The organism is Saccharothrix stipae (genome assembly GCF_054781895.1).
Genome location: NZ_BAAGTN010000007.1, coordinates 377,770 through 402,056, shown reverse-complemented (window position 1 = coordinate 402,056; position 24,287 = coordinate 377,770). Strand labels below are relative to the sequence as shown.

Genomic DNA, 24,287 nt, shown 5'->3' with positions numbered 1-24,287 from the left:
CGGGTCTAGGAACCGAGGATAACTCCGTTGCGGTGCCGACCTCGGCGCCGTGCCGATGAGCGGTGCGGTTCACACGACGAGCAGCACCTGTGGTTCAGCCCGACCAATCGGCTTTCACCAGGCTGAACGTGCGTCTAGTGGCTCTTGAGGGCCGCCAGGAACGCGGTGAAACTCTTCCTCGGGAAGCTCAACTCGCCCGCCTCCGGCTGCTTGCTGTCCCGCACGGCGGTCGCCTCGGCGGCGACTGCCAGCTCGACGCAGTCCGGCTGGCTGGAGCTGTAAGTCGATTTGCGCCACTGCCTCTGCTGGTCAGGCATACCTGGTGTCCCTCACGTCTCGGATGCGCTTCGTGGACTGCTTCGGATCGAGCGCCAGCCGGGCCACGTCACCCCAGGCCGCGACCAGCTTGCTCACCATCCGGTCATTCTCCACGACCTTGATCCCGTGGTGTCCTTCGACGTAGACCGAGAGCGGTTCTTCCGGCTCGGGGTAGTCGAGCAGGGTCAACGCGCCGAACTGGGGGCCGTACGCGCCTGCGTCGAAGGAAACGACCTGGAGGGTGACGTTGTCCTGCTTGGCGACCGTGAGCAGGTGCGTCAACTGCTCGACCATCAGCTCACGACCGCCGACCACGCGGTACAGGGCCGCCTCGTCGATCAGTGCGTGCAGGTGGAGCGGATCGGACTCACGCGAGAGCAGCCCTTGCCGATCGCGGCGCTCGGCAGCCGCCTGCGCGGTCCACCCCTTGCCCGCGGTCAGTGCCGGAGCGCATTGGCCCAATGCCTCGGCGTAGTTGCCGAGCTGGAGGATGCCCGGAATCACCGTCGGGTCGAGCGAGCGTTCCTTGGTCGCCTCACCCTCGTCCATCCTGAAGCGCAGGTAGCCCGGTGAGAGCGCCGACGCGTGCTCCACCACGACCGCGTCCACGTTCGCTCGCTCCCAGAGCGACGTGCCCTCGTCCAGCTCCTCCTCGGTGGCCTTGAGGACGGTCATGATCGCCAGGAACGTCGGGTAACGCGGCAGGTGGTCGCCGGACAGCAGTCGGTTGACCGTGTCCTTCGACGTCTTGACCAGGGCCGCGACCTCGGCCGGCTTGAGCCCGGCCCGCTCCACGATCGGCTTGACGTGTCGGCCGAGCCTTCGCTTGGCACGCGTGGTTCCTACCGCCATGACGATCACCTTAACCACTGTCCGTAGTCGGCTTGCACGCAGAGTTCACTCGATTGCTTACCAGGGTTTTGCTGCTCGCAAACAATAGGGTGGCAGGCATGAACGTGAACGAGGACGAGGCGGCCGAGCCGCTGGAGGTGGCCGCCCAGGTCTACGCCCGGTTGGGGCGATTCCCCGCCGCCACGCGGTTGGCGGAGCAGGCGGTGGAGGTCAGGCGAGGGCTCTGCCTCGAATCGGCGACCGAGGACCGGCTCGGCAAGCACGCGTACGCCCTGGACCTGCTGGCGAGCATCTTCCGGGCGCGCGGGATGACCGACGCCGTCACGGGGTGCCTGGTGCAGCTGGTCGAGCTGCACTTCGAGTGCGGCAACTCCGCCGGGGTGGCGTGGGCGGTGCGCGAGCTCGGCGCGCAGGCGCTGCTGTCCGGCGATCCGGACAACGCGGTCGTCCAGTTCACCCGGGCCGTCGAGCTCTACGCCGAGTGCGGCGAAGACGACCGCGACGACGACTGCGACGACGAACTTGCCGAGGAGCGCGGCGAGTGCCGGGTGCTGCTCGGGCGGGCGCGGTTGGCGCAAGGGGACCGCGAAGCGGCGTTGCTCTGCTTCAAGCGGGCCGTCGACGACTTCGCCGACGCGGGCGCCCACGAGCTCGTGCGAGAGGTGACGGCGCTCCAGGACGCCGTGAGCTCCGCCGCCGAGCCACCGGCACCGGCACTGCTCAAGGTCGGCGACTTCGGTCTGGCCGAGTGGTAGTCAACCCGAACAGTGGTCGCACCCAGTAGTGGCCAGACCCAGTGGTGGTCAGTCCCCCCTAGGGACGGACCCAGCGGTGGTCAAACCGTGAGCAGGGCGTTGACCTCGCGGCCCGCCAAGCGCTCGCGCCCGCCCAGGCCGGGGATCTCCAGCACCACCGAGACGCCCGTGACGATGCCACCCGCACGCTCGACCAGCTCGCACGCCGCCGCCGCCGTGCCTCCGGTCGCCAGCACGTCGTCCACCACGACCACGTGCTGACCTGGCGCGACGGCGTCGGTGGGCAGTTCCAGGGTGGCGGTCCCGTACTCCAGGTCGTACGACACGCGGTGCGCGACGGCGGGCAGCTTGCCCGGCTTGCGCAGCGGCACGACGCCGTAGCGCCAGCCGTAGCCGAGCGCGGCGCCGAGCAGGAAGCCGCGCGACTCGATCGCGGCCACGACCTGGGTGTCCGGGTGGATCTTGTCCTGAAGTGCGTCGACCACGGCGCGCAACGCGTCCGGGTCGGCGAGGACCGGCGTGAGGTCCCGGAAGACGACCCCCGGCAGGGGGAAGTCCGGGACCTCACGCAGCAGCCCTAGGGCGCGGTCCAGCTTCAACGGTGCTTCTTGCCGGTCGGGCGCCGCCGCGCGTCGCCTGCCTTGCCGGTCCGCGCGGGCACGCCCGCCGCGGCCGCCATGGCCTTCTCCCTGCGCAACTCGGCCTGCAACGACTCGTCGTCGGTCGACTCCACGACGTCGCCGGCGCCGGCGGCCTCGGCCGTGGCCTCGCCGGCGGCGGCCTTGCGGGCCAGGTTGTCGCGACGGGCCTGCACCCGCGCGGCCTGCGCCTTGAACTTCGGGTCGCGCATCTTCAGGTCCACCGCGACCGGGGTCGCGATGTAGATCGAGGACAGCGCGCCGATCGCGATACCGGTGAGCTGCACCAGCGCCAGGTCCTTCAGGGTGCCGACGCCGAGCAGGCCCACGCCGATCGCCAGCAGGCCCAGCACCGGCAGCAACGCGATCAACGAGGTGTTGATCGAGCGCATCAGGGTCTGGTTCACCGCCAGGTTCGCGGCCTCGCCGTAGGTGCGGCGGGTCAGGCCGAGCAGGCCGCGGGTGTTCTCCCGGACCTTGTCGAACACGACCACCGTGTCGTACAGCGAGAAACCGAGGATGGTGAGCAGACCGATGACCGTGGCCGGCGAGACCTCGAAGCCGACCAGCGAGTACACACCCGCCGTGATCACCACGTCGTGGAGCACCGCGACGAGCGCGGCGATCGCCATCGACAGCTCGAAGTACAACGCCAGGAAGATCATCACCGCGACGAAGAACACCAGGAGCGCGATCAACGCCTGACTGGTGATCTCGCCGCCCCACGAGGCGGACACGGCGCTGTCGCTGATCGCGCCGGTGCCGCCGTTGGGCTTGAGGTCCTCGTTGAGCGTGTTCTTGAGCTTGAACACCTCGTCGGCGGTCAGCGTCTCCGACCGGATCTGGATGGTCGCCGCGTCACCGGTGCCCACGGTCTGCGTCGCGGCGGGCTCGTTGCCGATGGCCTTCTCGAACGACTCCTTGGCCGCCTCGATGCTGATCGTGCCCGACGCGCCGGCGGCGGGCATCTGCACCCGCGTGCCGCCGGTGAAGTCGATGCCGAGGTTGAAGCCGCGGAACACGATCGACAAGATGCAGATCAGCAGGATGGCGCCGAACACCAGGTACCAGCGCTTGCGCTTGCCGATGATGTCGAACGCGCCGTTGCCGACGTAGAGCCGCTGGAAAACGTTGGCCTTCTTCGTCTCGGCCACGTCAGACCTCCTTCACAGCGGTGCTCTTCGCACCCGACAGCGCGCGGTCCTGGGCGGCGGCCTGTGCCGCGCCGCCGAGGCCCGAGAGCTTCGGGTTGGACAGGGACTTCGACTTGGACACCATGCTGACCAGCGGGTGCGTGACCAGGAAGACCACGACCAGGTCGAGCACGGTGGACATGCCGAGGGTGAACGCGAAGCCCTTCACCTGGCCGACCGCGATCACGTACAGGATGGCCGAGGCGAGGAAGCTGACCGCGTCCGCGGACAGGATGGTGCGGCGCGAGCGGACCCAGGCGCGCGGCACCGCGGACCGGAACGACCGGCCCTCGCGCATCTCGTCCTTGAGCCGTTCGAAGAACACCACGAAGGAGTCCGCGGTGATACCGATCGACACGATGAAACCGGCGATGCCCGCGAGGTCGAGGGTGAACCCGATCCAGCGGCCCAGCAGCACCAGCACCGCGTAGACGATCACACCGGACAGGGCCAGCGACAGGATCGTCAGCACGCCGAGCAGGCGGTAGTAGAACAGGCAGTAGACGAACACCAGCAGCAGGCCGATGCCGCCCGCGATCAGGCCGGCCTTCAGCGAGGCCAGGCCCAGCGTCGCGGACACCGTCTCGGCCTCGGAGGCCTCGAACGACAGCGGCAGCGAGCCGTACTTGAGCACGTTCGCGAGGCTGGTGGCCTCCGCCTGGCTGAACTTGCCGCTGATCTGCGTCGAACCGCCGAGGATGGCCTCGTTGATGTTCGGCGCGGACACGACCTGGCTGTCCAGCACGACCGCGACCTGCTGCTGCACGTTGGCCGAGGTGAACTGGCCCCACTTCTTGCCGCCGTCGCTCTTGAACGTCAGGTCGACCACGAAGCCCGCGCCCTGCGGGTCGGTGCCGGACACCGCGTTGTCGATGTCCTCACCGGTCAGCCGCGAGTACAGGCTGAAGTCGTCGTCCTTCACGCTGCCGTCGGTCGGCGGGGTGACCGGCGCCAGCACGTACTTCTCGGTGTTGTCGCGGTCGCAGGTCAGCAGCGGCAGCGCCGGGTCGTCGTTGCCGATCAGCGGGTCGACCTTCGGGCAGGTGAACGCGCCGAGCGCCTGGGACACGGTCTGCGCGTCCAGGGTGGTCAACTGCGGGTCCTGCCGGCAGGTGCGGGACTCCTCGATGGCCTTGGTCGGGTCCTCCGAGTACACGCCCCCGAACACCGCGCGGCAGTCGACCTGCGGCTCGGTGGGCGGCGCGTTCGGGTCCGCGGGTGGCGTGGTGGTCGCCGCGGGCGGGGTGGTGGTCTCCGGCTGGCCCTCGAACGCCGGCGCCGGACGACCCTGCGCGGTCGTGGTCGGCGCGGCGGAGTTCGCGGTCTCCGTCGGCTCCTTGTCGCCGCTCGCGGGCGGCGTGGTCGAGGCGCTCGGCGGTGCCGAGCCGGACGTCGACGGCGGCGTGCTGCTCTCGGACGGCGCGGGCTCCGGCGCGTTGGGCACCGGCGAGCCGATGACCTTGCGGAAGTTCAGCTTCGCGGTCTGGCCGAGGCGCTTGGCGCCCTCGCTGTCGGAACCGGGGACCGTGATCACCAGGTTGGTGCCGTCGCGGATGACCTCCGGCCCGGCGACGCCCAGACCGTTGACCCGCGTCTCGATGAGCGTGCGGGCCTGGTCGAGCGACTCTTCCGACGGTGCTTTCCCATCAGGAGCCCGGGCGGTCAACGTGACACGGGTGCCACCTTGGAGGTCGATGCCGAGCTTGGGGGTCGCCTTGCCGTTCCCGGTGAAGAACACCAGGGAGTACAGCGCGACCACGATGAGGACAAATGCGCCCAGGTACTTCGCGGGGCGGATTTGCCCGGCCGGAGGTGCCACGGTCCGTCCGTCTCCTGATAGTTGACAAGGTCAGCGAAGCGGGAGCGTACCCCTGATGGTGTGAGCTGCGCGTCACTGCCTGGAGTCGGCACGTTGACAGTTGCCGGCTCCAGGCCGAGGGGTCCGCGGGGTGCTTCGGGTTACTTCTTGCTCTCCTGCTGTGCGGGCTCGACGTCCACGGTCTCGTCGGCGACATCGTCGACGTCGTCGACGACCGCGTCGCTCTCGGTGTCCACCACAACCTTCTCGCGGATGGCCTGGCGAAGCCAAGTGGTGACCACGCCGTCGGCGATCTCGAGGTCGATCGTGTTGTCGTCGTCGTTCACGTCGGCGACCGTCGCGTACAGCCCGGAGGTGGTCATGACCCGGTCGCCCGGCTCCAGGGAGTTCAGCAGCGCCTGCTGTGCGGCGACGGCTCGCTTCTGCTTGCGGGCGCTGAGGAACAGCGGCACCGCGAGCAGCACGAGCAGCAGCGGGAACATCAAGGAGGACAGGTCCATCATTCTCCGATCAACCGGACGGGCGGACGCGATGAGCGCCCGGAACGTCCGAATTTCTGGGGTGCCGGTGCCGATTGTGCCAGGTGAGTAATCCCGATCACTCGGTGGCGTCGTCGAACAGGGACCGGGTGGCCTCACCGGGCGCCTGCGGCGGTGGCTGCAACCCGAGGTGCAGCCATGCCGTGGCGGTGGCGACCCGACCACGCGGAGTGCGCGCCAGCATGCCCGCGCGCACCAGGTAGGGCTCGCAGACCTCCTCGACGGTGGTCGGCTCCTCACCCACCGCGACGGCCAGCGTGGAGACGCCGACGGGGCCGCCGCCGAACGACCGGACCAGCGCGCCCAGCACCGCCCGGTCCAGCCGGTCCAGGCCCAGTTCGTCCACGTCGTAGACCTTCAGGGCGTCCCGTGCGACCTGGAGGGTGACCGCGCCGTCCGCGCGCACCTCCGCGTAGTCCCGGACCCGGCGCAGCAGGCGGTTCGCGATGCGGGGCGTGCCGCGGGAGCGTCCCGCGATCTCCCGGGCGCCGTCGTCGCGCAGGTCGACGCCGAGGATCTTGGCCGACCGGCGGACGATCAGCTCCAGCTCGTCGGGGCTGTAGAACTCCATGTGCCCGGTGAAGCCGAACCGGTCGCGCAGCGGTCCGGTCAGCGCGCCGGACCGGGTGGTGGCGCCGACCAGGGTGAACGGGGCGATGTCGAGCGGGATGCTGGTCGCGCCCGGCCCCTTGCCGACGACCACGTCGACCCGGAAGTCCTCCATCGCCAGGTACAGCATCTCCTCGGCGGGGCGGGCCATCCGGTGGATCTCGTCGATGAACAGCACGTCGCCCTCGACCAGGTTCGACAGCATCGCGGCCAGGTCGCCCGCGCGTTCGAGGGCGGGGCCGGAGGTGATGCGCAGCGACGCGCCCAGCTCGGCGGCGATGATCATGGCGAGGCTGGTCTTGCCCAGGCCGGGCGGGCCGGACAGCAGCACGTGGTCGGGCGGCGAGCCGCGTTGCATCGCGCCTTGGAGGACGAGTTCGAGCTGTTCGCGGACCTTCGGTTGGCCGACGAACTCGTGCAGGTCCTTGGGGCGCAGGGTGGACTCGACATCCTGCTCGCCGACGTCGGGCAGCGGGTTGAGCGTGTCGTCGGCGTAGTCGTCCGCGTGGCCGTCGGGGGTCATCGCTTGCGGCCCAGCGTGGCCAGGGAGCGGCGGAGGACCTCGGAGGTGCCGAGCGAGCCGTCGGCGGCCAGCACGGCGTCCACGGCCTGTTCGGCCTGCTTGGCCGGGAAGCCGAGGCCGAGCAGCGCCTCGGTGACCTGGGTGCGCACCTGGCCGGTGCCGTCGCCGGCGGTCGGGGTGGGTGCGAGTTGGCCGACCTTGTCGCGCAGCTCGATGATCAGCCGTTCGGCGCCCTTGCGGCCGATGCCGGGCACCTGGGTGAGCACGGTGATGTTGCCTTCGGCGAGCGCGGCGCGCAGCTTGTCCGGTTCCAGCACCGCCAGCGTCGCCAACGCCAGCCGCGGCCCGATCCCGGACACGGTCTGGAGGAGGCCGAACAGCTCGCGGGCCTCGGTGTCGGCGAAGCCGAAGAGGGTCAGCGAGTCCTCGCGCACCACCAGCGACGTGGCCAGCCGGGTCTCCTCACCGCGCCGCAGCGTGGCCAGCGTGGCGGGAGTGGCCTGCACGGCGAAGCCGACGCCGCCGACCTCGACGACGACGTGGTCGAGCCCGATCGACAACACCTGCCCGCGCAGTGACGAGATCACTGGCTTCTACCTCCGGTCTTCGCGGCCTTGGCCGGCGCGACTTCGGTCGCCACCGACAGGCCCCCCATCTTGGCCGCCGCGTCCGACACGCTCTCGCCCGGTACCTCTTGGCCCGGCACCGACCCGGCCACCGCAACCGCGATCGCGGCCGGACTCGCGGCTGGTGGGGTGAGGGCGGCAGGGGTGGGGGCAGGTGGGGTGGGGGCAGGTGCGATCGGCACCGCCGCCAACCCGGCCGATCCGGCCCTGGCAGGTGCGGCCGGGGTCTTCGCCGTGGCCGATGCGGTCGCGGGTTGGGCCTTCGCTGCCTTGGCCGACGCGGTCGCGGCCGGCGTGGCCTCGGTCTTGGCCGCCGCGGCCGATCGGGGTTCGGCCGATGTGGTCTTGGCCTGACCTGTTTTGGCCGGTGCAGCCTTGGCCCTGGTGGTCTTGGCCGGGGTGGCAGTGGTCTTGACCTGGGCCGCCGGTCGTCTGGTGGCCGGCGGTGTGGTTGATGGGGTCGCTGTGGTCGGTGTCCGCGCGGTCCGCGCGCCGGCCTGCGCCAGTTTCGCGCGGTGCGTTCGGGCGATCTCGGCGGCCCTCGCCTGTGCTTCCTCCAAGCGCGACCGCATCGGTGCGCGCCACAGGTGGCAGATGGCCAGGGCCAGCGCGTCGGCGGCGTCGGCGGGTTTCGGGGCGGTCTTGAGGCCGAGCAGCTTGGTCACCATGGCGGTGACCTGGGCCTTGTCCGCCCGACCGGAACCCGTGACGGCCGCCTTGACCTCGCTCGGCGTGTGGAACACGACCGGCAGGCCTCGGCGGGCCGCCGACAGGGCGACCACGCCACCCGCCTGCGCGGTGCCCATGGCGGTGCGCACGTTGTGCTGGCTGAACACCCGCTCGATGGCCACCACCTGCGGCTGGTAGTGGTCCAGCCACTGCTCGACCGCGTCGGACAACTGGAGCAGCCGCAGCGCCAGGTCCATGTCCGCCGGTGTGCGCACCACGTCCACGGCCACCGGTCGCACGGTGCGGCCCGCACCGCCGTCGACCACCCCGAACCCGCACCGGGTCAAGCCGGGGTCGACTCCGAACACGCGCACGCTGGTCCCCTCAACCGCCGACGAACACCAGTTCGAAACCTTAGACCTCGATCACGACGACCGCTCCGGATGACACGCGCACGGTGACGAACAGACACCCCGCGATCGACACAGCGTCACGAGGTCATTACAGTGGCTCGGTCAACTGATCGACTCCCAGTGGCGGCATGAGCGGGGTGCCATGACCCTGAGGCGGTTCGGCATCGTCTCCGGTGCGGTCTGCGCTCTGGTCTTCGGCATCGTCTTCCTCGTCGTCTCGGGCGTGCTCGACCGACCCACGTCGGTGGCCATCGACAAGTTCACCCAACTGCTCGCCTCGGCCGCCGCGATGGTGTCGTACTGGCGGGCGGCACGGCGGCGGCAGGGTGTGGCGCGGCGCTGGCGGCTGTGGATGGCCGCGGCGATGGCGAGCCTGGTCGTCGGCCTGGCCGCGTGGATCTGGGGCCAGGTGTTCCTCGGGGTGTCGCTGCCCTCGTCCACGCTGGCGCCGCTGGGCTTCATGCTCGTGCCCGGGCTCACGCTGTGCGCGATCCTGGTGCTGGCGCACGGCGGGTCGGGCAAGTTGCCGGGCCACCGCAGCAAGCTCGTGGTCGCGCTGGACGGGCTGATCGTGGTCGGCTCGCTGTTCGTGCTCACGTGGGTGTCGCTGCTGGAGTCGATGGTCCGCGCGTGGGCCACCTCCGGTCCGGGGTTCGCGACCGTCGTGGCGCACCCGGCGGCCTACCTGGTGATGCTGGTCGTGCTGCTGGTGTCGTCGTGGACGCACCGCTCGGTGCGGCAGCTGCCGGTGCTGTTCATCGCGCTGGCGGGCCTGGCGCAGTCGTCGTCCGGCTGGGTGTTCGCGTACATGGTCAGCAACGGCGCCACCGCCATCCCCACGGCCGCCGACATCGGTTTCATGGTCTGCCCGGCGCTGTTCTACCTCAGCTCGATCGCGCCGGGCGGCGGCGGGCGGGAGCGGGCCGGCGCGGCGCGGCTGCGCGCGGGCGAGCTGCTGCACCTGCTGGTGCCGTACCTGCCGATGCTCGTCACGGGCCTGTTCATCGTGGTCGGCACGGCGACCGGGGTGCGGCTCAACCCGTTGGAGATCTACGTCGGGCTCGGCGTGGTGCTCCTGGTGATCGCACGGCAACTGCTGACGCTGATCGACAACGTCCGGCTGCTCGACCAGCTGCGGGAGAGCCGGGAGCGACTGCGGCACCAGGCCTACCACGACCCGTTGACCGGGGTGCCGAACCGGGCGCTGTTCCGGGAACGGCTGGACGCGGCGCTGGCCGGCCCCTCGCCGGTGGTGGTGCTGTTCATCGACGTGGACGGGTTCAAGGACGTCAACGACAACTTCGGCCACGCCGAGGGCGACGCGGTGCTGCGGATCGTGGCGTCGCGGTTGCAGGGGTGCGTGCGGTCCCAGGACGTGGTGGCCCGCCTGGGCGGTGACGAGTTCGGCGTGCTGGTCGACGGCTACCCGCAGCCGCCGGAGGAGATCGGCAGGCGGGTGCTGCGGGCGCTGGACGAACCGCACCGGACCGAGAACGGCTCGCACGTGATCCGGGCGTCGATCGGGATCTCGCACCGCGACGCGTTCGACCCGTCGTTGACCGCCGACGACCTGCTCGGCACGGCCGACGCGGCGATGTACACGGCGAAGCGGCTGGGCAAGGGCATGGTCGTGGTGCACGGTTCGGTGGAAGCCGAGTTGTCGTGAAGGGGACGGGGGTCGTCGTGGACGCGGACGAGGCCATCGCGGCGCTGGGACTGGCCGAGCTGCCGGTGGAGGGCGGGTGGTTCGGGCAGTCGTGGCGGTCGCCCGAGGTGTCCGCGATCTACTACCTGCTGCGCGCGGGCGAGTTCTCCGGCGTGCACAAGCTGGACCACGTGGAGATCTACTCATACCACTGCGGCGCGCCGTTGCGGATGCTGCTGCTGCACCCGGACGGCGAGGTGACCACGCCGGTGCTCGGTCCGGACCTCGCGGCCGGTCAGCGGCCGCAGGTCGTGGTGCCCGCGGGGGTGTGGCAGGCCAGTGAGCCGGACGGCGCGTGGTCGCTGGTCGGCACGGTGGTGGTGCCGCCCTACACCGATGACGTGGTCACCTTCGGTGCGGCCGACACCCTCGCCCCGCGCTACCCCTCGCACGCCGACGCCGTGCGCCGGCTCTGCCGCCTCTAGGACCGGGCGCCGGTCAGCCCATCGTCTTCTGGCCGTCGATGCTCTCCCGCAGGATGTCGGCGTGGCCCGCGTGCTGGGAGGTCTCGGCGATGAGGTGCAGCACGACCCGCCGGACGCTCCAGCGGAGGCCCGCCTCGAACCACGGCGCCTCCGGCAGCGGGTAGGAGGTGTCCAGGTCCAGCTCCTGGAGCAGCCGGTCGGTCTTCTCGGCGGTCTCCGCGTAGGCGGCGAGCAGGCCCTCCAGGGTCTCGTCCGGCAGCATCCGGAAACCGTTCACCCAGTCGGACTGCTCGCTCTCCATCAACTCGGCGCCGCCGACCGCGAACCGCATCCACGCCTCCTCGACGGTGCGGACGTGCTTGATGAGGCCGCCGAGGGAGAGCTCGCTGGCGGTCGGCGTCAGCCTGGCCTGCTCGTCGCCGAGCCCGCGCACGGTGAAGCGGAGGAACCCGCGGTGCTTGGCCAGGGCGGCCAGCAGGTCGGTGACTTCGGTCGAGGCGATCGCCGTGGTGCTCATCGTGTTTCTGCCTTCCGTTCGGTGTGCTGCCCACGCTACGAACGATTGCGGACAACTCCCGTCCTCTATTCGGATCTGCGGTGAACACGTCCGGCTGGACTTACGCTCGGCGGCGTGGACCTCCCCGTGATGCCACCCGTGCGGCCGATGCTCGCCAAGGCCGTGCACTCGGTGCCGCGCGAGCCAGGGCTCGTCTACGAGCCGAAGTGGGACGGGTTCCGGTGCGTCGTGTTCCGCGACGGCTCCGAGCTGGAGCTCGGCTCACGCAACGACCGGCCGTTGACCAGGTACTTCCCCGAGGTGGTCGACGTGCTGCTGGCCGGGCTGCCGCCCCGGTGCGTGGTCGACGGCGAGATCGTCATCGTCACGCCGGAGGGGTTGAGCTTCGACCTGTTGCAGCTGCGGCTGCACCCGGCCGCGTCACGGGTGCGCAAGCTCGCCGTCGACACGCCCGCCGGGTTCGTCGCGTTCGACCTGCTCGCGCTCGACGACCGGGACCTCACCGCGACGCCCTTCGGCGAACGCCGCCGGCTGCTGGCGGACGTGCTCGGCGACGTGCCCGGCCTGTACCTGACGCCCGCGACCGACGACCCGGACCGGGCCGAGGACTGGTTCACCCGGTTCGAGGGCGCGGGGTTCGACGGGGTGGTGGCCAAGCGCACCGACCTGCCGTACGAGCAGGACAAGCGGGTCATGTGGAAGGTCAAGCACGAGCGCACCGCCGACTGCGTGGTGGCCGGGTTCCGACCGCACAAGGACGGCGAGGGCGTCGGTTCGCTGCTGCTCGGCCTGTTCGACGACGCGGGCGTGCTGCACCACGTGGGCGTGGCCAGCAGCTTCACCGCCGCGCGCCGCCGTGAGCTGCTGGAGGAGCTGGCGCCGTACCGGGAGGACGCGCTGGCTGGGCACCCGTGGGCGGCGTGGGCCGGGATGGACGCGACGACGCCGGGCGCGCAGAGCCGGTGGGCGCCGACCAAGACGCTGTCCTGGGAGCCGGTGCGGCCGGAGCTGGTCGCCGAGGTGCGGTACGAGCACCTCCAGTCGCGGCGGTTCCGGCACACGAGCAGGCTGGTGCGCTTCCGACCGGACCGCACCCCGGAGTCGTGCACGTACGCGCAGCTCGAAGAGGTCGCGCCGGCGGAGCTGAGGGACGTGTTCAGCCCGTGATCGAGGTCGAGGGCGTGCCGATCACCAGCCCGGACAAGGTGTTCTTCAGCAGGCGGGGCGAGACCAAGCTCGACCTGGCGCGGTACTACGCGGCGGTCGCCGGGCCGTTGCTGCGCACGATGCGCGACCGGCCGCTGCTGATGGAGCGGTACCCGGAGGGCGCGGGCGGCAAGTCGTTCTTCCAGAAGCGGGTGCCGAAGTCGCCGCCGGAGTGGTTGCGCACGACCGTGGTGTCCACGCCGAACGGCACGACCAGCGAGGCGCTGGTCGCCGCCGACATCCGGCACGTGCTGTGGGCGGTGAACCTGGGGTGCCTCGGCTTCCACGTGTGGCCGGTCCGGGCGTCCGCGCCCGAGGTCACCGACGAGCTGCGGATCGACCTCGACCCTTCGCCGGGTGTGGGGTTCCCGCAGGTGCGGGAGGCGGCGGTGCTCGTGCACGGGCTGTTGGACGAGCTGGGCATCCGGGCCTACGTGAAGACGACCGGCTCGCGCGGGCTGCACGTGTACGTGGCGTTGCAACCGAGGTGGGACGGTTACCAGGTGCGTGCGGCGGCGGTGGCGTTGGCGCGCGAGCTGGAGCGCAGGCACCCGGAGCTGATCACCGCTCAGTGGTGGAAGGAGGAGCGCGGCGCGCGCGTGTTCGTGGATTTCAACCAGAACGCCCCGCACAAGACGGTGTTCGGGGCGTGGTGCGTCCGACCGCGCGTGGGCGCGCAGGTGTCGACGCCGGTCGCCTGGGACGAGCTGGCCACCGTGGACCCCGACGAGCTCACCATCGCCACCGTGCCGGGTCGCGGTGACCCGTGGGAGGCGATGGTGGACGAGCCGCAGTCGTTGCTGCCGCTGCTGGAGCTGTCGGAGCGGGACATGGCGGCCGGGCTGATGGACGCGCCGTGGCCGCCGGTCTACCCGAAGATGCCCAACGAACCGCCGCGCGTGGCGCCCAGCCGGGCCAAGCAGGTCCAGCAGGTCGAGCAGGTCCAGCAGGTCCAGCAGGTCGAGCGGGTCGAGCCGGGCGAGTAGGTCACGAACCGTCCTGGACGTCGGTCATGCTGGTCGGCGTGACCGACACCGCGGGCCGGCTGCTCTCCCTGTTGTCCCTGCTCCAGATGCCGCGCGAGTGGCCGGGCAGCGAGTTGGCGCGACGGCTCGAAGTCAGCCCGCGCACGATCCGCCGCGACGTCGACCGGCTGCGGGAGCTGGGTTACCCCGTCGAGGCGACGATGGGCGCCGACGGCGGGTACCGGCTGGTCGCGGGCACGGCCATGCCGCCGTTGCTGCTCGACGACGAGGAGGCCGTGGCGATCGCGGTCGGCTTGCGCACGGCGGCGCGGCAGACCGTGGCGGGCATCGAGGAGGCGTCCGTGCGGGCCATGGCGAAGCTGGAGCAGGTGCTCCCGTCGAGGCTGCGGCGACGGGTGGCCGCGTTGGGCGCGGCGACCGTGCCGGTGGTGCTCGGCGCGGACGGGGTGACCGTGGACCCCGAGCACCTGACCACGCTGGCGTCCGCCATCGCGAACCGGGAACGGCTGCGGTTCCGCTACTCGGCCGCGGACGGTGCGGAGAGCAGGCGGCACGTCGAGCCGCTGCACCTGGTGCCGTCGGGCCGGCGGTGGTACCTGGTGGCGTTCGACCCGGAACGCGACGACTGGCGGTTCTTCCGGGTCGACCGGATGACCGCGTTGACGCCCACCGGTGCGCGGTTCCCGCCGCGGGCGCTGCCCGCCGACGACCCGGCGACCTACCTGGCGGAGCACATGCTCAGCCGGGCGCCGACCTACACGGCGGTGGCGACGGTCCGGCTGCCCGCCCGTGACGTGCGCACCCGGTTCCCCGGCATGACGGTCGAGGTCGTGGACGAGCGGACCTGCCGGGTGAGCGACCTCGGCGACACGATCGAGTACCTGGCGTTCCACCTGCTGCAACTGGGCTGCGAGTTCGAGGTGCACGAGCCGCCCGAGCTGGTGGCGCACCTGCGCGAGCTGCACGGTCGGATCGGGCGCGCGGTCGGTTCGGGTTGACGATCAGTTCAGGCCGACGATGCTCGCGTTCAGCGCGGTCGCGAAGCCCACCCACGCCAGGTAGGGCACGAGCAGCAGCGCGGCGACCCGGTGCTTGCGGCCGAACACCACGACCAGGGCGATGATCGAGACCAGCAGCGCGATGATGTCGACCAAGGCCGCGCCGTACCAGCCGGCGGCGAAGAACAGCGGCGTCCACGCCGCGTTGAGGACCAGCTGGACGGCGAACAGGACCAGTTCCCGGCTCGCGCCGTGCCGCTTCCAGAACAGCCAGCCGGACAGCGCGATCATCACGTACAGCGTCGTCCACACCGGGCCGAACAGCCAGGACGGCGGCGCCCACGACGGTGTGCGCAACTGCTCGTACTCGGCCGCGGAGGAGACGGCGGCCAGCGAGCCGATCACCGCGGTCGCGGCCACGGCGGCGGCGAACACCGCGAGTCCGGCCAAAGGTCGTCGCACCGCCACATGAGCCATGCGCCCAGCCTAGGAAGGCTCGGCGGGGTCCGCATGACGGTTCACGCGGCACCCGACGGCGGCTTGCTCACTCGACCGCCTTCGCCGCCTGCCGGAAGGCGTCCACGAGCTGCGGCCACCGGGCCGCCCGGTCGCGGTTGACCGACAGCGGGGACGGGTGGGGTGCGTTGAACACCTTCAGCTTGTGGCCGCGGCCGGACAGCGTCCAGCCGGTGCCCGCCGGCCTGCCGAGCACCACGACCGCCTTGAGCGCGGTCAGCATCCGGAGCAGCTCCACCAGGTACGGCACCGCCGCGCGCAGCTCCGCGGGCGTCGGCTCGCGGTTGGACAGGTACCAGGGCACCACGTTCCAGCTCAGGCACACCTGCCGCGACAGCCCGGCCTCGGCCATCGCGGCGAACACGTTCGCGGCGGTCGGGTCGTCGTTGTCGAGGGAGTTCAGGCCCGAGCCCGCCGAGGCGGGCCCGGGTGACTCCAGCAGCAGGAGGACCTTCGAGTTCACGCCGCCGCTCGCCGGGTCGAACAGCGGCACGTCGGCCTTGCGCTCGGTGGCGACGCGCTGGGCGAACTCCGTCAACTTCGCCACGTGCGGCGCTTTGAGCAGAGCCATCTTCCGAGCGACGACCACGGGGTTCCGGTGTGCCCTCGGGGTGGAGGGGAAGACGTTCATGGTTGGCAAGCGTCCCCGGAGTGATCAGGCCCGGCCATCCGCCGTACGGGCGGCAGCGGTGACCGCGCGGTCGCACCGCGTCGACACGGAGGCTAACGGACGTGGGTGCGGGGCCGCTCTTCGAGGACCCCGTCGACGTAGGTGTCGACCTTCTCGTTGTAGAACGCCACCAGGCCGGTGACCTGCCTGCTCTCCGGCAGCGGCGTCCGGTAGCCCCAGACGACGTTCTCGTGCGTCTCGTCGCCGACGACGACCGACCAGTACTCGGCGGTGCCCTTGTACGGGCAGCTCGTGCGCAGGTCGGTGGGCCGCAGCAGGTCCATCCGGACGTCGGTCATCGGCAGGTAGTAGCGGGCCGGGAGACCGGTCTCGAACAGGATCACCGGGTGGTGCGAGTTCGCCACCTCGACGCCGCCCACCTCCACCCGGATGTGCCTGCTGCTGGGCAACGCGTCGACCCTGGTGTACGGGTCGCGCGGGTGCACGTAGACCGGCTCGTCCTCCTCGAACCACTCGTCCATCGCGTCCCAGTCCAACCGGACCAGGTCCCGCAACGGCTCCAGCGGCGAGTCCGGGTAGCGCAGCCCCGCGCCCGCCGCGGTGGCGGCGCCGGTCTTCACGTCGAACACCTGGCCGTTGCCCCGACTGGGCGAGCGCTTCACCTCGCCGGTGGCCACCAAGGTCGCCCGGACGTCCTCCGCCGGGAAGTAGTAGGTCGGGTAGTACGGCTTCTCCCACACCAACGCCGGCCGCGTGGTGTCCACGACCAGTTCGCCCGCCAGGTAGGCCCGAACCCGCTTGGTCCCGGTCTCCACCCGCACCCGTCCACGTTCCGCAGCACTCATGGTCACGACGCTACGCCCGAGTCCGTCGGGCCGGGAGTCGCGCATTTCTCCGGTGTTGCCCAACGCGAACCGGGCTTGCGGCACACGCCACCGGCCGAGGACGCGGACGACCTGCCGGTGCTGGAGCTGTCGGTGGTCGGCGGCGGCGAGGACCCCTGCCTCGCGGCGGAGTCCCTGGCCGGGCTCGCGCCGGAAGGGCTGCCCTCGGCCTGATCCGGTCGTGCGCGGCTAAGGCGACACCGCCCCGAGTCGTGACGTCTGCGCGGCACGGGCCGTGCCGATCGACGCGGCCAGGTCGCGGGTCTCCCGGTCCGCGCCGCTGTCCTGCTCGCCGCGCGACAGCAACGCGCCCTGCTCCAGGTGCTCGCGCAGCTTCGCGGACAGGCCGGACGGGTCCAGGCGCAGGGCCGCGAGGTCCACCTCCGACACCAGGCCGGGCATCTGGTGGCCGGCGTGCACGTTGTCGTCCGACAGCCCGGCGCGGTCGCGCAACCGCTTGAGCTGAGCCAACTCCTGCTCGTGCGACGCCCTCAGCTCCGCCGCGAACGGCGCCAGCGGCGGCGGTGCGAGGTCCAGGGCGGGCAGCAGCTGCTCGTTCATCGGGATCATCAACTGGATCCACGCGGTGTCCGTGGTGTTGAACGGCGACGCCGACGGCGGTTCGGGCGCCGGGGCCTGGGTGCAGGCGGCCAGCGCGAGCAGGGTGGCACCCCAGAGCACCCGGAGGCGCCCCGGGGTGGCCGGGAGGATCCTCACCGCGGCAACCGGTAGTCCGGCCCGAGGGCGGCGCCCCGGTGCGGCTTGTACTGGTCGTACCCCCGCGGGTCGCACTGGAGGCCGCCGTTGACGCAGTGGCTGACCAACGCCTGCAACGTGGGACCGTCCCACGCGTTCATGAAGTCGTAGTGCCAGGTGTACCCGCGCCCGCCGGCCAGGCGCACCCGCGACATGTCGCCCGAGACCGGGAACGCGATCTTGAACTCCAGCATCGGCACGGGCACCGGGTGCGTGGCCGGGCACACCAGGCTCGCCCGGTCCGGGTAGGCCATGTGCGACCTGTGGTCGGCCGAGTCGAGGTCGCGCCCGTTCCAGCAGCTCGGTGCCTGGTACCGGACGTTGAGCCGGCTGCCCGGCGGGCACCAGGACGGGAAGTCCCAGTTGTGGGCGCTGTTGCCGCACTCCCAGCCCTCCACCGCGCCCGGCGCGGTGCGGAACTGGTCCCGCGTCGCGGTGGGGCTGCCCACCACGAACCGGATCCCGGCCGGGAACGACCGGACCTCCTGGTACTTCAGGATGCCGGACTTGTAGTAGACGACCTGCGGGAAGTCGGGCACGACGAGCTGGTCGCCGTTGTAGAGCGAGGGGAACCAGTACGCCGACTTGTCGTCCGGGGTCCGGCAGTTGGTCTGCCCGGCCTTCAGGGAGGCGTTGGTGCTGCTCGCGTTGACGGAGTTGTTGCCCAGGAACGTGTGCATGTGGGACGCGCCCGGCAACCCCGGGAACACGATCGGGTCGTCCGGCCGGTGCACCGTGACCGAGCAGTTGGCCTGGAACTCGTGGTGCGTGACCAGCTCATCGGCCTGGGCCGGTTGGGTGGCGACCGCCAGGACGGTCGCGAGTAGGCCGGCCGCGGCGATAGCGGCGGGCGCGCGAAGTTTTCGGGACACCTTTGTCCTCCTGCCGACGTGGGAACGTGGCTGGGAGAGCGCTCTCCCGGCTGAGGTTGCCCGCTCGTCCACCCGGGTGTCAAGGGGGCATCTCGTTGACAGATCCGTGATTGGTTCGCAACACTGCGAGCGGGTTGAGAGAGCGCTCTCCCGCACCTCGACCCGACAATCCCGCTGGAGACGCCATGTACCGCCTCCGATCCGCCAGAGTGGTGTCCGCCACCGTCCTGGGGTTCGCCCTGCTCATCGGACTCACCGTGGTCCCGGGCACGGCGAGCGCCGCACCCGTGCTGCTCTCCCGGGGCAAGCCCGCCACGGCGTCCTCGACCGAGGGCGCGGGCACCCCCGCGTCGGCGGCCGTCGACGGCGACGCGGGCACCCGCTGGGCCAGCGCGTGGAGCGACCCGCAGTGGCTGCGGGTGGACCTCGGCGCCACCTCGACCCTCAGCCGCGTCGAGCTCGACTGGGAGGCCGCGTACGCCACCTCGTTCCAGCTCCAGGTCTCCGCCGACGGCAACGCCTGGACCACCGTCCACACCACGGCGGCCGGCACCGGCGGCAGGCAGGGCTTCGACGTCACCGGCTCCGGCCGGTACGTCCGCGTACACGGCACGCAGCGCGCCAACGGCTACGGCTACTCGTTGTGGGAGTTCCGCGTCTACGGCACCCAGGGCGACACCCCCGCGCCCGGCACGGGCGTGCACGTCACCGGTTCCCAGGGCAACTGGCAGCTCGTGGTGGACGGTCGGCCGTGGACGGTGAAGGGACTCACCTGGGGCCCGCCGGCGGCCGACGCGGCCCGGTACATGCCGGAGCTGAAGTCCATGGGCGTCAACACCCTGCGCACCTGGGGCACCGACGGTTCGACGCGACCGCTGCTGGACGCGGCGGCGGCCAACGGCCTCCGGGTGATGAACGGCTTCTGGTTGCAGCCCGGCGGCGGCCCCGGTTCGGGCGGCTGCGTCGACTACGTCACCGACGCCACCTACAAGAACGACATGCTCAACACCATCCGGCAGTGGGTGACCACCTACAAGGACCACCCCGGCGTGCTCATGTGGAACGTCGGCAACGAGTCCATCCTGGGCTTGCAGAACTGCTACTCGGGCGCGGTGCTGGAGGACCAGCGCGTCGCGTACGCCAAGTACGTCAACGAGGCCGCGCGGGCGATCCACGCCATCGACACCAACCACCCGGTCACCAACACCGACGCGTGGACCGGCGCCTGGGTCTACCTCAAGGCCCACGCGCCCGACCTCGACCTGTACTCGGTGAACTCCTACGGCAACGTGTGCCGGGTCCGGCAGGACTGGGTCGACGGCGGGTACACCAAGCCCTACATCCTCACCGAGGCCGGCCCGGCCGGTGAGTGGGAGGTGCCCGACGACGTCAACGGCGTGCCGAGCGAACCGACGGACGTGCAGAAGCGGGACGGCTACACGCAGGCGTGGAACTGCATCACCGGTCACACCGGGGTGTCGTTCGGCGGCACGTTGTTCCACTACGGCACGGAGTACGACTTCGGCGCGGTGTGGTTCAACCTGACCCCGGCGGGCAAGAAGCGGCTGTCGTTCTACGCGGTGCAGCGGGCGTTCGGTGGCGCGACGCCCGCCAACACCCCGCCGGTGATCACCGGCATGAACCTGCCGACCAGCATCCCGGCGGGCGCGCGGCTGGACGTCGACGTGGCCGCGAGCGACCCCAACGGCGACCCGATCACCTGGTCGGCGGCGTTCAACAGCAAGTACGTCGACAACAGCGGCGGCTTGGGCTTCACGCCCGTCCAGGTCAGCGGCAACCGGCTCACGGTCACCGCACCCGACCGGCTCGGCGTGTGGAAGGTGTACGTGATGGCCGAGGACGGCCGCGGCAACATCGGCATCGAGACCAAGTCGGTGCGGGTGGTCGCGCCGCAGCCGGCGGGCGTGAACGTGGCCCGGGGCAAGCCGACCGCGGCGTCCTCCTACCAGCAGGTGGGCGACGGCGCGCCGTTCCCGCCCGCCAACGCCGTCGACGGCAACGCGGGCACCCGCTGGGCCACCGACTGGTCCGACCCGCAGTGGTTGCGGGTCGACCTCGGCGCGGTGACCACGTTCCAGCACGTGCAGCTGGTGTGGGAGGGCGCGTACGGCCGGGCGTACGAGATCCAGGTGTCCGACGACGGCAACAGCTGGCGTTCCGCGTACGGGACCACGACCGGCAACGGCGGCGTCGACTCGATCGACGTCACCGCGACCGCCCGGTACGTGCGGCTGCACGCCACCCAGCGCGGCACCGGGTGGGGTTACTCGCTCTACGAGTTCGGCGTCTACCGGCGCTGACGGGCGCGACGGAAGGGCCGGGGGGAGCACGTCCCCCCGGCCCTTCCGTGGTTGCGTCAGCTGCCGCGGACGCGGCGAATCGTGTCCCGGTACCACAACGCGCTGCTCTTCAGGGTGCGGACCTGCGTGTCGTAGTCGACGTGCACCAGGCCGAACCGCTTGTCGTAGCCGTAGGACCACTCGAAGTTGTCCATCAGGGACCACGCGAAGTACCCGCGCACGTCGGCGCCGGCCGTGCGAGCCTTGGCCACCGCCGCGATGTGCGAGTCCAGGTAGGCGGTGCGGTCGTCGTCGCGGACGAACCCGCCCTCGTCGGCCTTGTCGTCGAACGCCGCGCCGTTCTCCGTGATGACCATCGGCACGCCCGGGTAGTCCTCGCCGATCTGCACCAGCAGGTTGGTGAAGCCCTCGGGCACGATCTCCCAGTCCATGGCGGTCACCGGGCGGCCGTAGCGGACCTCCCGGCACACCGGCACGCCGTCGGCGTCCTCGGTGTTGCCCGCCTCGTCCACGCCGGAGAACTTCGAGCTGGAGTAGTAGTTCACGCCCAGCACGTCGATGGGCTGCTTGATGATCTCCAGGTCGCCCGGCTCCTCGGGGATCTCCACCCCGCGCGCCGCCAGGTCGGCCACCACGTCGGCCGGGTAGTGGCCGCGCACCAGCGGGTCGAGGTAGATCCGCCGGGACAGGCCGTCCGCCCGGCGGGCCGCGTCGTGGTCGGCCGGGCTGTCGGTGGCGGGGCTGGCGTGGCTCATGTTCAGCGTGATGCCGAACTCCATGGGCACGGTGGCCGCCTCGCGCATCCGCCGCGTGGCCAGGCCGTGGCCGAGCAGCAGGTGGTGCACGGAGTGGATGGCCGCCTCGAAGTCCTGCCTGCCGGGCGCCTGGCGGCCCTCGTAGTAGCCGAGCATCGCCGAGCACCACGGCTCGTTGAGCGTGGTCCAGTGGCGCACCCGGTCGGACAGGGCCTCGAACACGAGCATCGAGTAGTCGGCGAACCGGTAGGCGGTGTCGCGCACCGGCCAGCCGCCCGCGTCCTCCAGCTCCTGCGGCAGGTCCCAGTGGTAGAGCGTGACCCACGGGGTGACGCCCTGGCCGAGCAGCTCGTCCACCAACCGGTCGTAGAACGCCATGCCGGGCGCGTTGACCGGGCCCTTGCCGCCCGGCTGCACGCGCGGCCAGGCGACGGAGAAGCGGTAGGTGTCCACGCCGAGGGAGCCGATCAGCGCGACGTCCTCGGGCATCCGGTGGTAGTGGTCGCACGCCACGTCACCGTTGTCGCCGTTGTGCACCATGCCGGGCGTCCGGCAGTACGTGTCCCAGATGGACGGTCCGCGACCGTCCTCGTCGTGGGCGCCCTCGATCTGGTACGCGGAGGTCGCCACGCCCCAGCGGAACGAGGCGGGCAGGGTGTCGATCGCGGGGTCGAGCCCGACGGTCGGCGCCGTGGTGTCGGTGTAACTCTCCACTTGGGGAAACTCCTCTGGAGGTCGGAACCCGTCGTCGTGAACGGGGTCAGAGCCCGTTGTCGTGAACGGGGTGCAGCCAGCAGGCCACGGTGCGGTCGGCCGGCCCCTCGTGTGCCGAGGGGGTTCCGAGCACCGGGACCTCCACACCGCAGCGCTCCATTGCGTGCGGACAGCGTGGGTGGAACGCGCAGCCCGGGGGCATCGCGCGCAGGTCCGGTGGTGAGCCGGGGATGCCGGTCAGCTCGCGCTTCGGTCCGCGCAGCGCGGGGAACGAGTTGAGCAGGCCGTGGCTGTAGGGGTGCAGCGGGTCGCGGTAGAGGTCGGCGGAGTCCGCCTGCTCCACGATCCGCCCGCCGTACATGATCGCGATCCGGTCGGAGAACTCGACCAGCAGGGACAGGTCGTGGGTGATGAACACGACCGAGAACCCGAGGCGTTCGCGCAGCTCCACGAGCTGGCGCAGGATCTGCCGCTGCACCACCACGTCCAGGGCGGTGGTCGGCTCGTCCATGATGACGACCTTCGGTTCCAGCGCCAGCGCCATGCCGATCATCACGCGCTGCCGCATCCCGCCGGAGAGCTGGTGCGGGTAGCTGTCCAGCCGGTCGGCGGAGATGCCGACCAGGTGCAGCAGCTCGCGGGCGCGGGCGAGCCGGGCCGCGGGCGTGCCGCGCGGGTCGTGCGCCTTGATCACGTCGGTGAGCTGGGCGGAGATCCGGTGCACCGGGTCGAGCGAGTTCATCGCGCCCTGGAACACGATCGCGACCTCCGCCCAGCGGAACGCCCGCAGCTCCTGGTGGGTCATCCGGAGCACGTCGACCGGGTCGCCGCCGTCGGGGTGGTAGAGCACCTCGCCGCCCGCGATCACGCCCGGCGGCGGGAGGAGCCTGGTCAGCCCGTAGGCCAGGGTCGACTTGCCGCTGCCGCTCTCGCCCGCGAGGCCGAGCACCTCGCCCCGGTAGAGGGTGAGGTCCACGTCGCGGACGGCGTGCACGGCCTCGTCGCCGAGGCCGTAGTCCACGTTCAGGCCGCGGATCTCCAGCACCGCGTCGGTCACGGCCTCTCCCTTCCCTCGGACGGGGCCGTCGTGGCGAGCACCGGCGTGAAGCCGACGCGCATCCGGACCGTGTGGCCGTCGGCGGTCTTGACGTTGGTCTTGCCGCTGCCGCGCAGGCGCGGGCTGACGAACTCGTCGATGCCGAAGTTCACCAGCGACAGCGCGGTGCCCAGCAGTGCGATCGCCAGGCCGGCGGGCACGAACCACCACCACGCGCCCTGCCCGAGGGCTTGCTGGCTCTGCGCCCAGTACAGGACCGTGCCCCAGTTCCAGTCGCCGCCCGCGCCGATGCCGATGAACGCCAGCGTGATCTCCAGGGTCACCGCGAAGATGACCGTGCCGACGAAGCCGGAGGCGATGACCGCGGTGAGGTTGGGCATGATCTCGAACAGGATGATCCGCCACGTCTTCTCGCCGGTGGCCCGTGCGGCCTCCACGTAGTCGCGCCCGCGCAACGACAGCGTCTGCGCCCGCAGCACGCGTGCGCCCCAGGCCCACGACGTCAGGCCGATCACCAGCGCGATGGTCATCGTCCCGGTCTCCGGCAGGGTCGACGTGATGATGATCATCAGCGGCAGCGCCGGGAGCACCAGGAAGACGTTCGACAGCGCGGAGAGCAGCTCGCTGCCGGCGCCGGCCAGGTAGCCGGACGTGACGCCGACCAGGATCGACAGGACCGTCGCCACGAGGCCCGCGACGAACCCGACCACGATGACGCTGCGCGTGCCGACCACGATCTGGCTGAAGATGTCCTGGCCGAGGTGGGTGGTGCCGAACCAGTGCGCGGCCGACGGCCCCTGGAGCAGGTCGTTGCCGCGCGCCGACGGGTCGTACGGCGCGATCCACGGCCCGATGACCGCGATCAGGGCGAAGAAGCCCAGGATGACCAGGCCGGTGGTGGCCTTGGGGTTGGCCACGAACCGCAGCCGGCGGCGCTTCACCGGCGCGGCGACCGGGGTGGCCGTCCCGGTGGTGGGAACCACGGTCACG

At 71.2% G+C, this 24,287-nt stretch carries 25 protein-coding genes and 1 pseudogene; 8 read left to right on the top strand and 18 right to left on the bottom strand.

Features of this window, described 5'->3' with window-relative positions:
- Positions 1 to 134: 134 nt before the first annotated feature.
- Positions 135 to 317 (bottom strand): DUF397 domain-containing protein, encoded by a 183-nt coding sequence (locus tag ACYVLT_RS14590; protein WP_461120708.1) that lies wholly within the window; start codon positions 315 to 317, stop codon positions 135 to 137.
- Positions 310 to 1,170, bottom strand: a complete 861-nt coding sequence (locus ACYVLT_RS14585; protein ID WP_461121121.1) for a helix-turn-helix domain-containing protein — start codon at positions 1,168 to 1,170, stop codon at positions 310 to 312. Before ACYVLT_RS14585 ends, ACYVLT_RS14590 begins: the two co-directional genes overlap by 8 nt.
- Before the next feature lie 98 nt (positions 1,171 to 1,268).
- On the opposite strand from ACYVLT_RS14585, the gene ACYVLT_RS14580 reads away from it, so the two are divergent.
- Complete coding sequence (locus ACYVLT_RS14580; RefSeq protein WP_461120707.1) at positions 1,269 to 1,925, top strand: tetratricopeptide repeat protein; 657 nt, start codon at positions 1,269 to 1,271, stop codon at positions 1,923 to 1,925.
- Between the two features lie 80 nt (positions 1,926 to 2,005).
- Here the strand turns inward: ACYVLT_RS14580 and ACYVLT_RS14575 are convergent, their stop codons facing one another.
- From ACYVLT_RS14575 to ruvC, 7 genes and pseudogenes are all read right to left on the bottom strand, one after another.
- Complete coding sequence (locus ACYVLT_RS14575; RefSeq protein WP_461120706.1) at positions 2,006 to 2,524, bottom strand: adenine phosphoribosyltransferase; 519 nt, start codon at positions 2,522 to 2,524, stop codon at positions 2,006 to 2,008.
- Positions 2,521 to 3,717 carry a protein translocase subunit SecF gene (secF, locus tag ACYVLT_RS14570; RefSeq protein WP_461120705.1) on the bottom strand — a complete coding sequence of 399 codons (1,197 nt, stop codon included), beginning with the start codon at positions 3,715 to 3,717 and terminating at the stop codon, positions 2,521 to 2,523. The genes ACYVLT_RS14575 and secF overlap by 4 nt, the downstream gene beginning before the upstream one ends.
- Before the next feature lies 1 nt (position 3,718).
- Positions 3,719 to 5,575: a protein translocase subunit SecD gene (gene secD / locus ACYVLT_RS14565; protein WP_461120704.1), complete on the bottom strand. Its 1,857-nt coding sequence runs from the start codon at positions 5,573 to 5,575 to the stop codon at positions 3,719 to 3,721.
- Between the two features lie 140 nt (positions 5,576 to 5,715).
- Complete coding sequence (gene yajC / locus ACYVLT_RS14560) at positions 5,716 to 6,075, bottom strand: preprotein translocase subunit YajC (RefSeq protein WP_461120703.1); 360 nt, start codon at positions 6,073 to 6,075, stop codon at positions 5,716 to 5,718.
- 97 nt (positions 6,076 to 6,172) lie between these two features.
- A complete protein-coding gene (gene ruvB / locus ACYVLT_RS14555) occupies positions 6,173 to 7,246 on the bottom strand; it encodes a Holliday junction branch migration DNA helicase RuvB (RefSeq protein WP_461120702.1) in 1,074 nt (357 codons plus the stop codon).
- Positions 7,243 to 7,833 carry a Holliday junction branch migration protein RuvA gene (gene ruvA / locus ACYVLT_RS14550; protein ID WP_461120701.1) on the bottom strand — a complete coding sequence of 197 codons (591 nt, stop codon included), beginning with the start codon at positions 7,831 to 7,833 and terminating at the stop codon, positions 7,243 to 7,245. The genes ruvB and ruvA overlap by 4 nt, the downstream gene beginning before the upstream one ends.
- Before the next feature lie 500 nt (positions 7,834 to 8,333).
- Positions 8,334 to 8,915: pseudogene (gene ruvC, locus ACYVLT_RS14545) on the bottom strand (crossover junction endodeoxyribonuclease RuvC); the annotation flags it as partial.
- A gap of 181 nt (positions 8,916 to 9,096) precedes the next feature.
- Here ruvC and ACYVLT_RS14540 point away from each other — a divergent pair.
- Positions 9,097 to 10,620, top strand: coding sequence for a diguanylate cyclase domain-containing protein (locus ACYVLT_RS14540; protein WP_461120700.1), 1,524 nt, complete (start codon positions 9,097 to 9,099; stop codon positions 10,618 to 10,620).
- Positions 10,617 to 11,084 (top strand): cupin domain-containing protein, encoded by a 468-nt coding sequence (locus ACYVLT_RS14535; protein ID WP_461120699.1) that lies wholly within the window; start codon positions 10,617 to 10,619, stop codon positions 11,082 to 11,084. The genes ACYVLT_RS14540 and ACYVLT_RS14535 overlap by 4 nt, the downstream gene beginning before the upstream one ends.
- 13 nt (positions 11,085 to 11,097) lie before the next feature.
- On the opposite strand, the gene ACYVLT_RS14530 is transcribed toward ACYVLT_RS14535, so the two are convergent.
- Positions 11,098 to 11,601, bottom strand: coding sequence for a DinB family protein (locus tag ACYVLT_RS14530; protein ID WP_461120698.1), 504 nt, complete (start codon positions 11,599 to 11,601; stop codon positions 11,098 to 11,100).
- Between the two features lie 114 nt (positions 11,602 to 11,715).
- Here ACYVLT_RS14530 and ACYVLT_RS14525 point away from each other — a divergent pair, with 114 nt between their 5' ends.
- The 3 genes from ACYVLT_RS14525 to ACYVLT_RS14515 are packed head-to-tail and all read left to right on the top strand — an operon-like array spanning position 11,716 to position 14,791.
- Entirely contained in the window at positions 11,716 to 12,768 is a 1,053-nt protein-coding gene (locus ACYVLT_RS14525) for an ATP-dependent DNA ligase (protein WP_461120697.1), read from the top strand.
- Complete coding sequence (gene ligD / locus ACYVLT_RS14520; protein ID WP_461120696.1) at positions 12,765 to 13,793, top strand: non-homologous end-joining DNA ligase; 1,029 nt, start codon at positions 12,765 to 12,767, stop codon at positions 13,791 to 13,793. Before ACYVLT_RS14525 ends, ligD begins: the two co-directional genes overlap by 4 nt.
- A 38-nt stretch (positions 13,794 to 13,831) precedes the next feature.
- Positions 13,832 to 14,791, top strand: a complete 960-nt coding sequence (locus ACYVLT_RS14515) for a helix-turn-helix transcriptional regulator (protein WP_461120695.1) — start codon at positions 13,832 to 13,834, stop codon at positions 14,789 to 14,791.
- A 3-nt stretch (positions 14,792 to 14,794) separates the two neighbouring features.
- On the opposite strand, the gene ACYVLT_RS14510 is transcribed toward ACYVLT_RS14515, so the two are convergent.
- The 3 genes from ACYVLT_RS14510 to ACYVLT_RS14500 form a co-directional block, all read right to left on the bottom strand.
- A complete protein-coding gene (locus ACYVLT_RS14510) occupies positions 14,795 to 15,268 on the bottom strand; it encodes a TspO/MBR family protein (protein ID WP_461120694.1) in 474 nt (157 codons plus the stop codon).
- A gap of 67 nt (positions 15,269 to 15,335) precedes the next feature.
- Positions 15,336 to 15,878, bottom strand: a complete 543-nt coding sequence (locus tag ACYVLT_RS14505) for a uracil-DNA glycosylase (protein ID WP_461120693.1) — start codon at positions 15,876 to 15,878, stop codon at positions 15,336 to 15,338.
- A 152-nt stretch (positions 15,879 to 16,030) separates the two neighbouring features.
- Positions 16,031 to 16,783 (bottom strand): DUF427 domain-containing protein, encoded by a 753-nt coding sequence (locus ACYVLT_RS14500; protein WP_461120692.1) that lies wholly within the window; start codon positions 16,781 to 16,783, stop codon positions 16,031 to 16,033.
- A gap of 75 nt (positions 16,784 to 16,858) precedes the next feature.
- On the opposite strand from ACYVLT_RS14500, the gene ACYVLT_RS14495 reads away from it, so the two are divergent.
- The gene (locus tag ACYVLT_RS14495; protein WP_461120691.1) at positions 16,859 to 16,996 is read left to right on the top strand and encodes a hypothetical protein; all 138 of its coding nucleotides are present in this window, start codon (positions 16,859 to 16,861) and stop codon (positions 16,994 to 16,996) included.
- A 15-nt stretch (positions 16,997 to 17,011) separates the two neighbouring features.
- On the opposite strand, the gene ACYVLT_RS14490 is transcribed toward ACYVLT_RS14495, so the two are convergent.
- Together ACYVLT_RS14490 and ACYVLT_RS14485 are read right to left on the bottom strand one after the other, a co-directional pair.
- Positions 17,012 to 17,539, bottom strand: a complete 528-nt coding sequence (locus ACYVLT_RS14490) for a DUF305 domain-containing protein (protein WP_461120690.1) — start codon at positions 17,537 to 17,539, stop codon at positions 17,012 to 17,014.
- Positions 17,536 to 18,450, bottom strand: coding sequence for a DUF1996 domain-containing protein (locus ACYVLT_RS14485; protein WP_461120689.1), 915 nt, complete (start codon positions 18,448 to 18,450; stop codon positions 17,536 to 17,538). Before ACYVLT_RS14485 ends, ACYVLT_RS14490 begins: the two co-directional genes overlap by 4 nt.
- A gap of 185 nt (positions 18,451 to 18,635) precedes the next feature.
- Between ACYVLT_RS14485 and ACYVLT_RS14480 the strand changes: the two genes are divergently transcribed.
- Positions 18,636 to 20,771: a discoidin domain-containing protein gene (locus tag ACYVLT_RS14480; RefSeq protein WP_461120688.1), complete on the top strand. Its 2,136-nt coding sequence runs from the start codon at positions 18,636 to 18,638 to the stop codon at positions 20,769 to 20,771.
- A gap of 56 nt (positions 20,772 to 20,827) precedes the next feature.
- Here the strand turns inward: ACYVLT_RS14480 and ACYVLT_RS14475 are convergent, their stop codons facing one another.
- From ACYVLT_RS14475 to ACYVLT_RS14465, 3 genes are read right to left on the bottom strand one after another with little or no spacing between them, the layout of a single operon-like run.
- Positions 20,828 to 22,240: a GH1 family beta-glucosidase gene (locus ACYVLT_RS14475; RefSeq protein WP_461120687.1), complete on the bottom strand. Its 1,413-nt coding sequence runs from the start codon at positions 22,238 to 22,240 to the stop codon at positions 20,828 to 20,830.
- A 46-nt stretch (positions 22,241 to 22,286) separates the two neighbouring features.
- Positions 22,287 to 23,297 (bottom strand): ABC transporter ATP-binding protein, encoded by a 1,011-nt coding sequence (locus ACYVLT_RS14470; RefSeq protein ID WP_461120686.1) that lies wholly within the window; start codon positions 23,295 to 23,297, stop codon positions 22,287 to 22,289.
- Entirely contained in the window at positions 23,294 to 24,286 is a 993-nt protein-coding gene (locus tag ACYVLT_RS14465) for an ABC transporter permease (RefSeq protein ID WP_461120685.1), read from the bottom strand. Before ACYVLT_RS14465 ends, ACYVLT_RS14470 begins: the two co-directional genes overlap by 4 nt.
- Position 24,287: the final 1 nt, after the last annotated feature.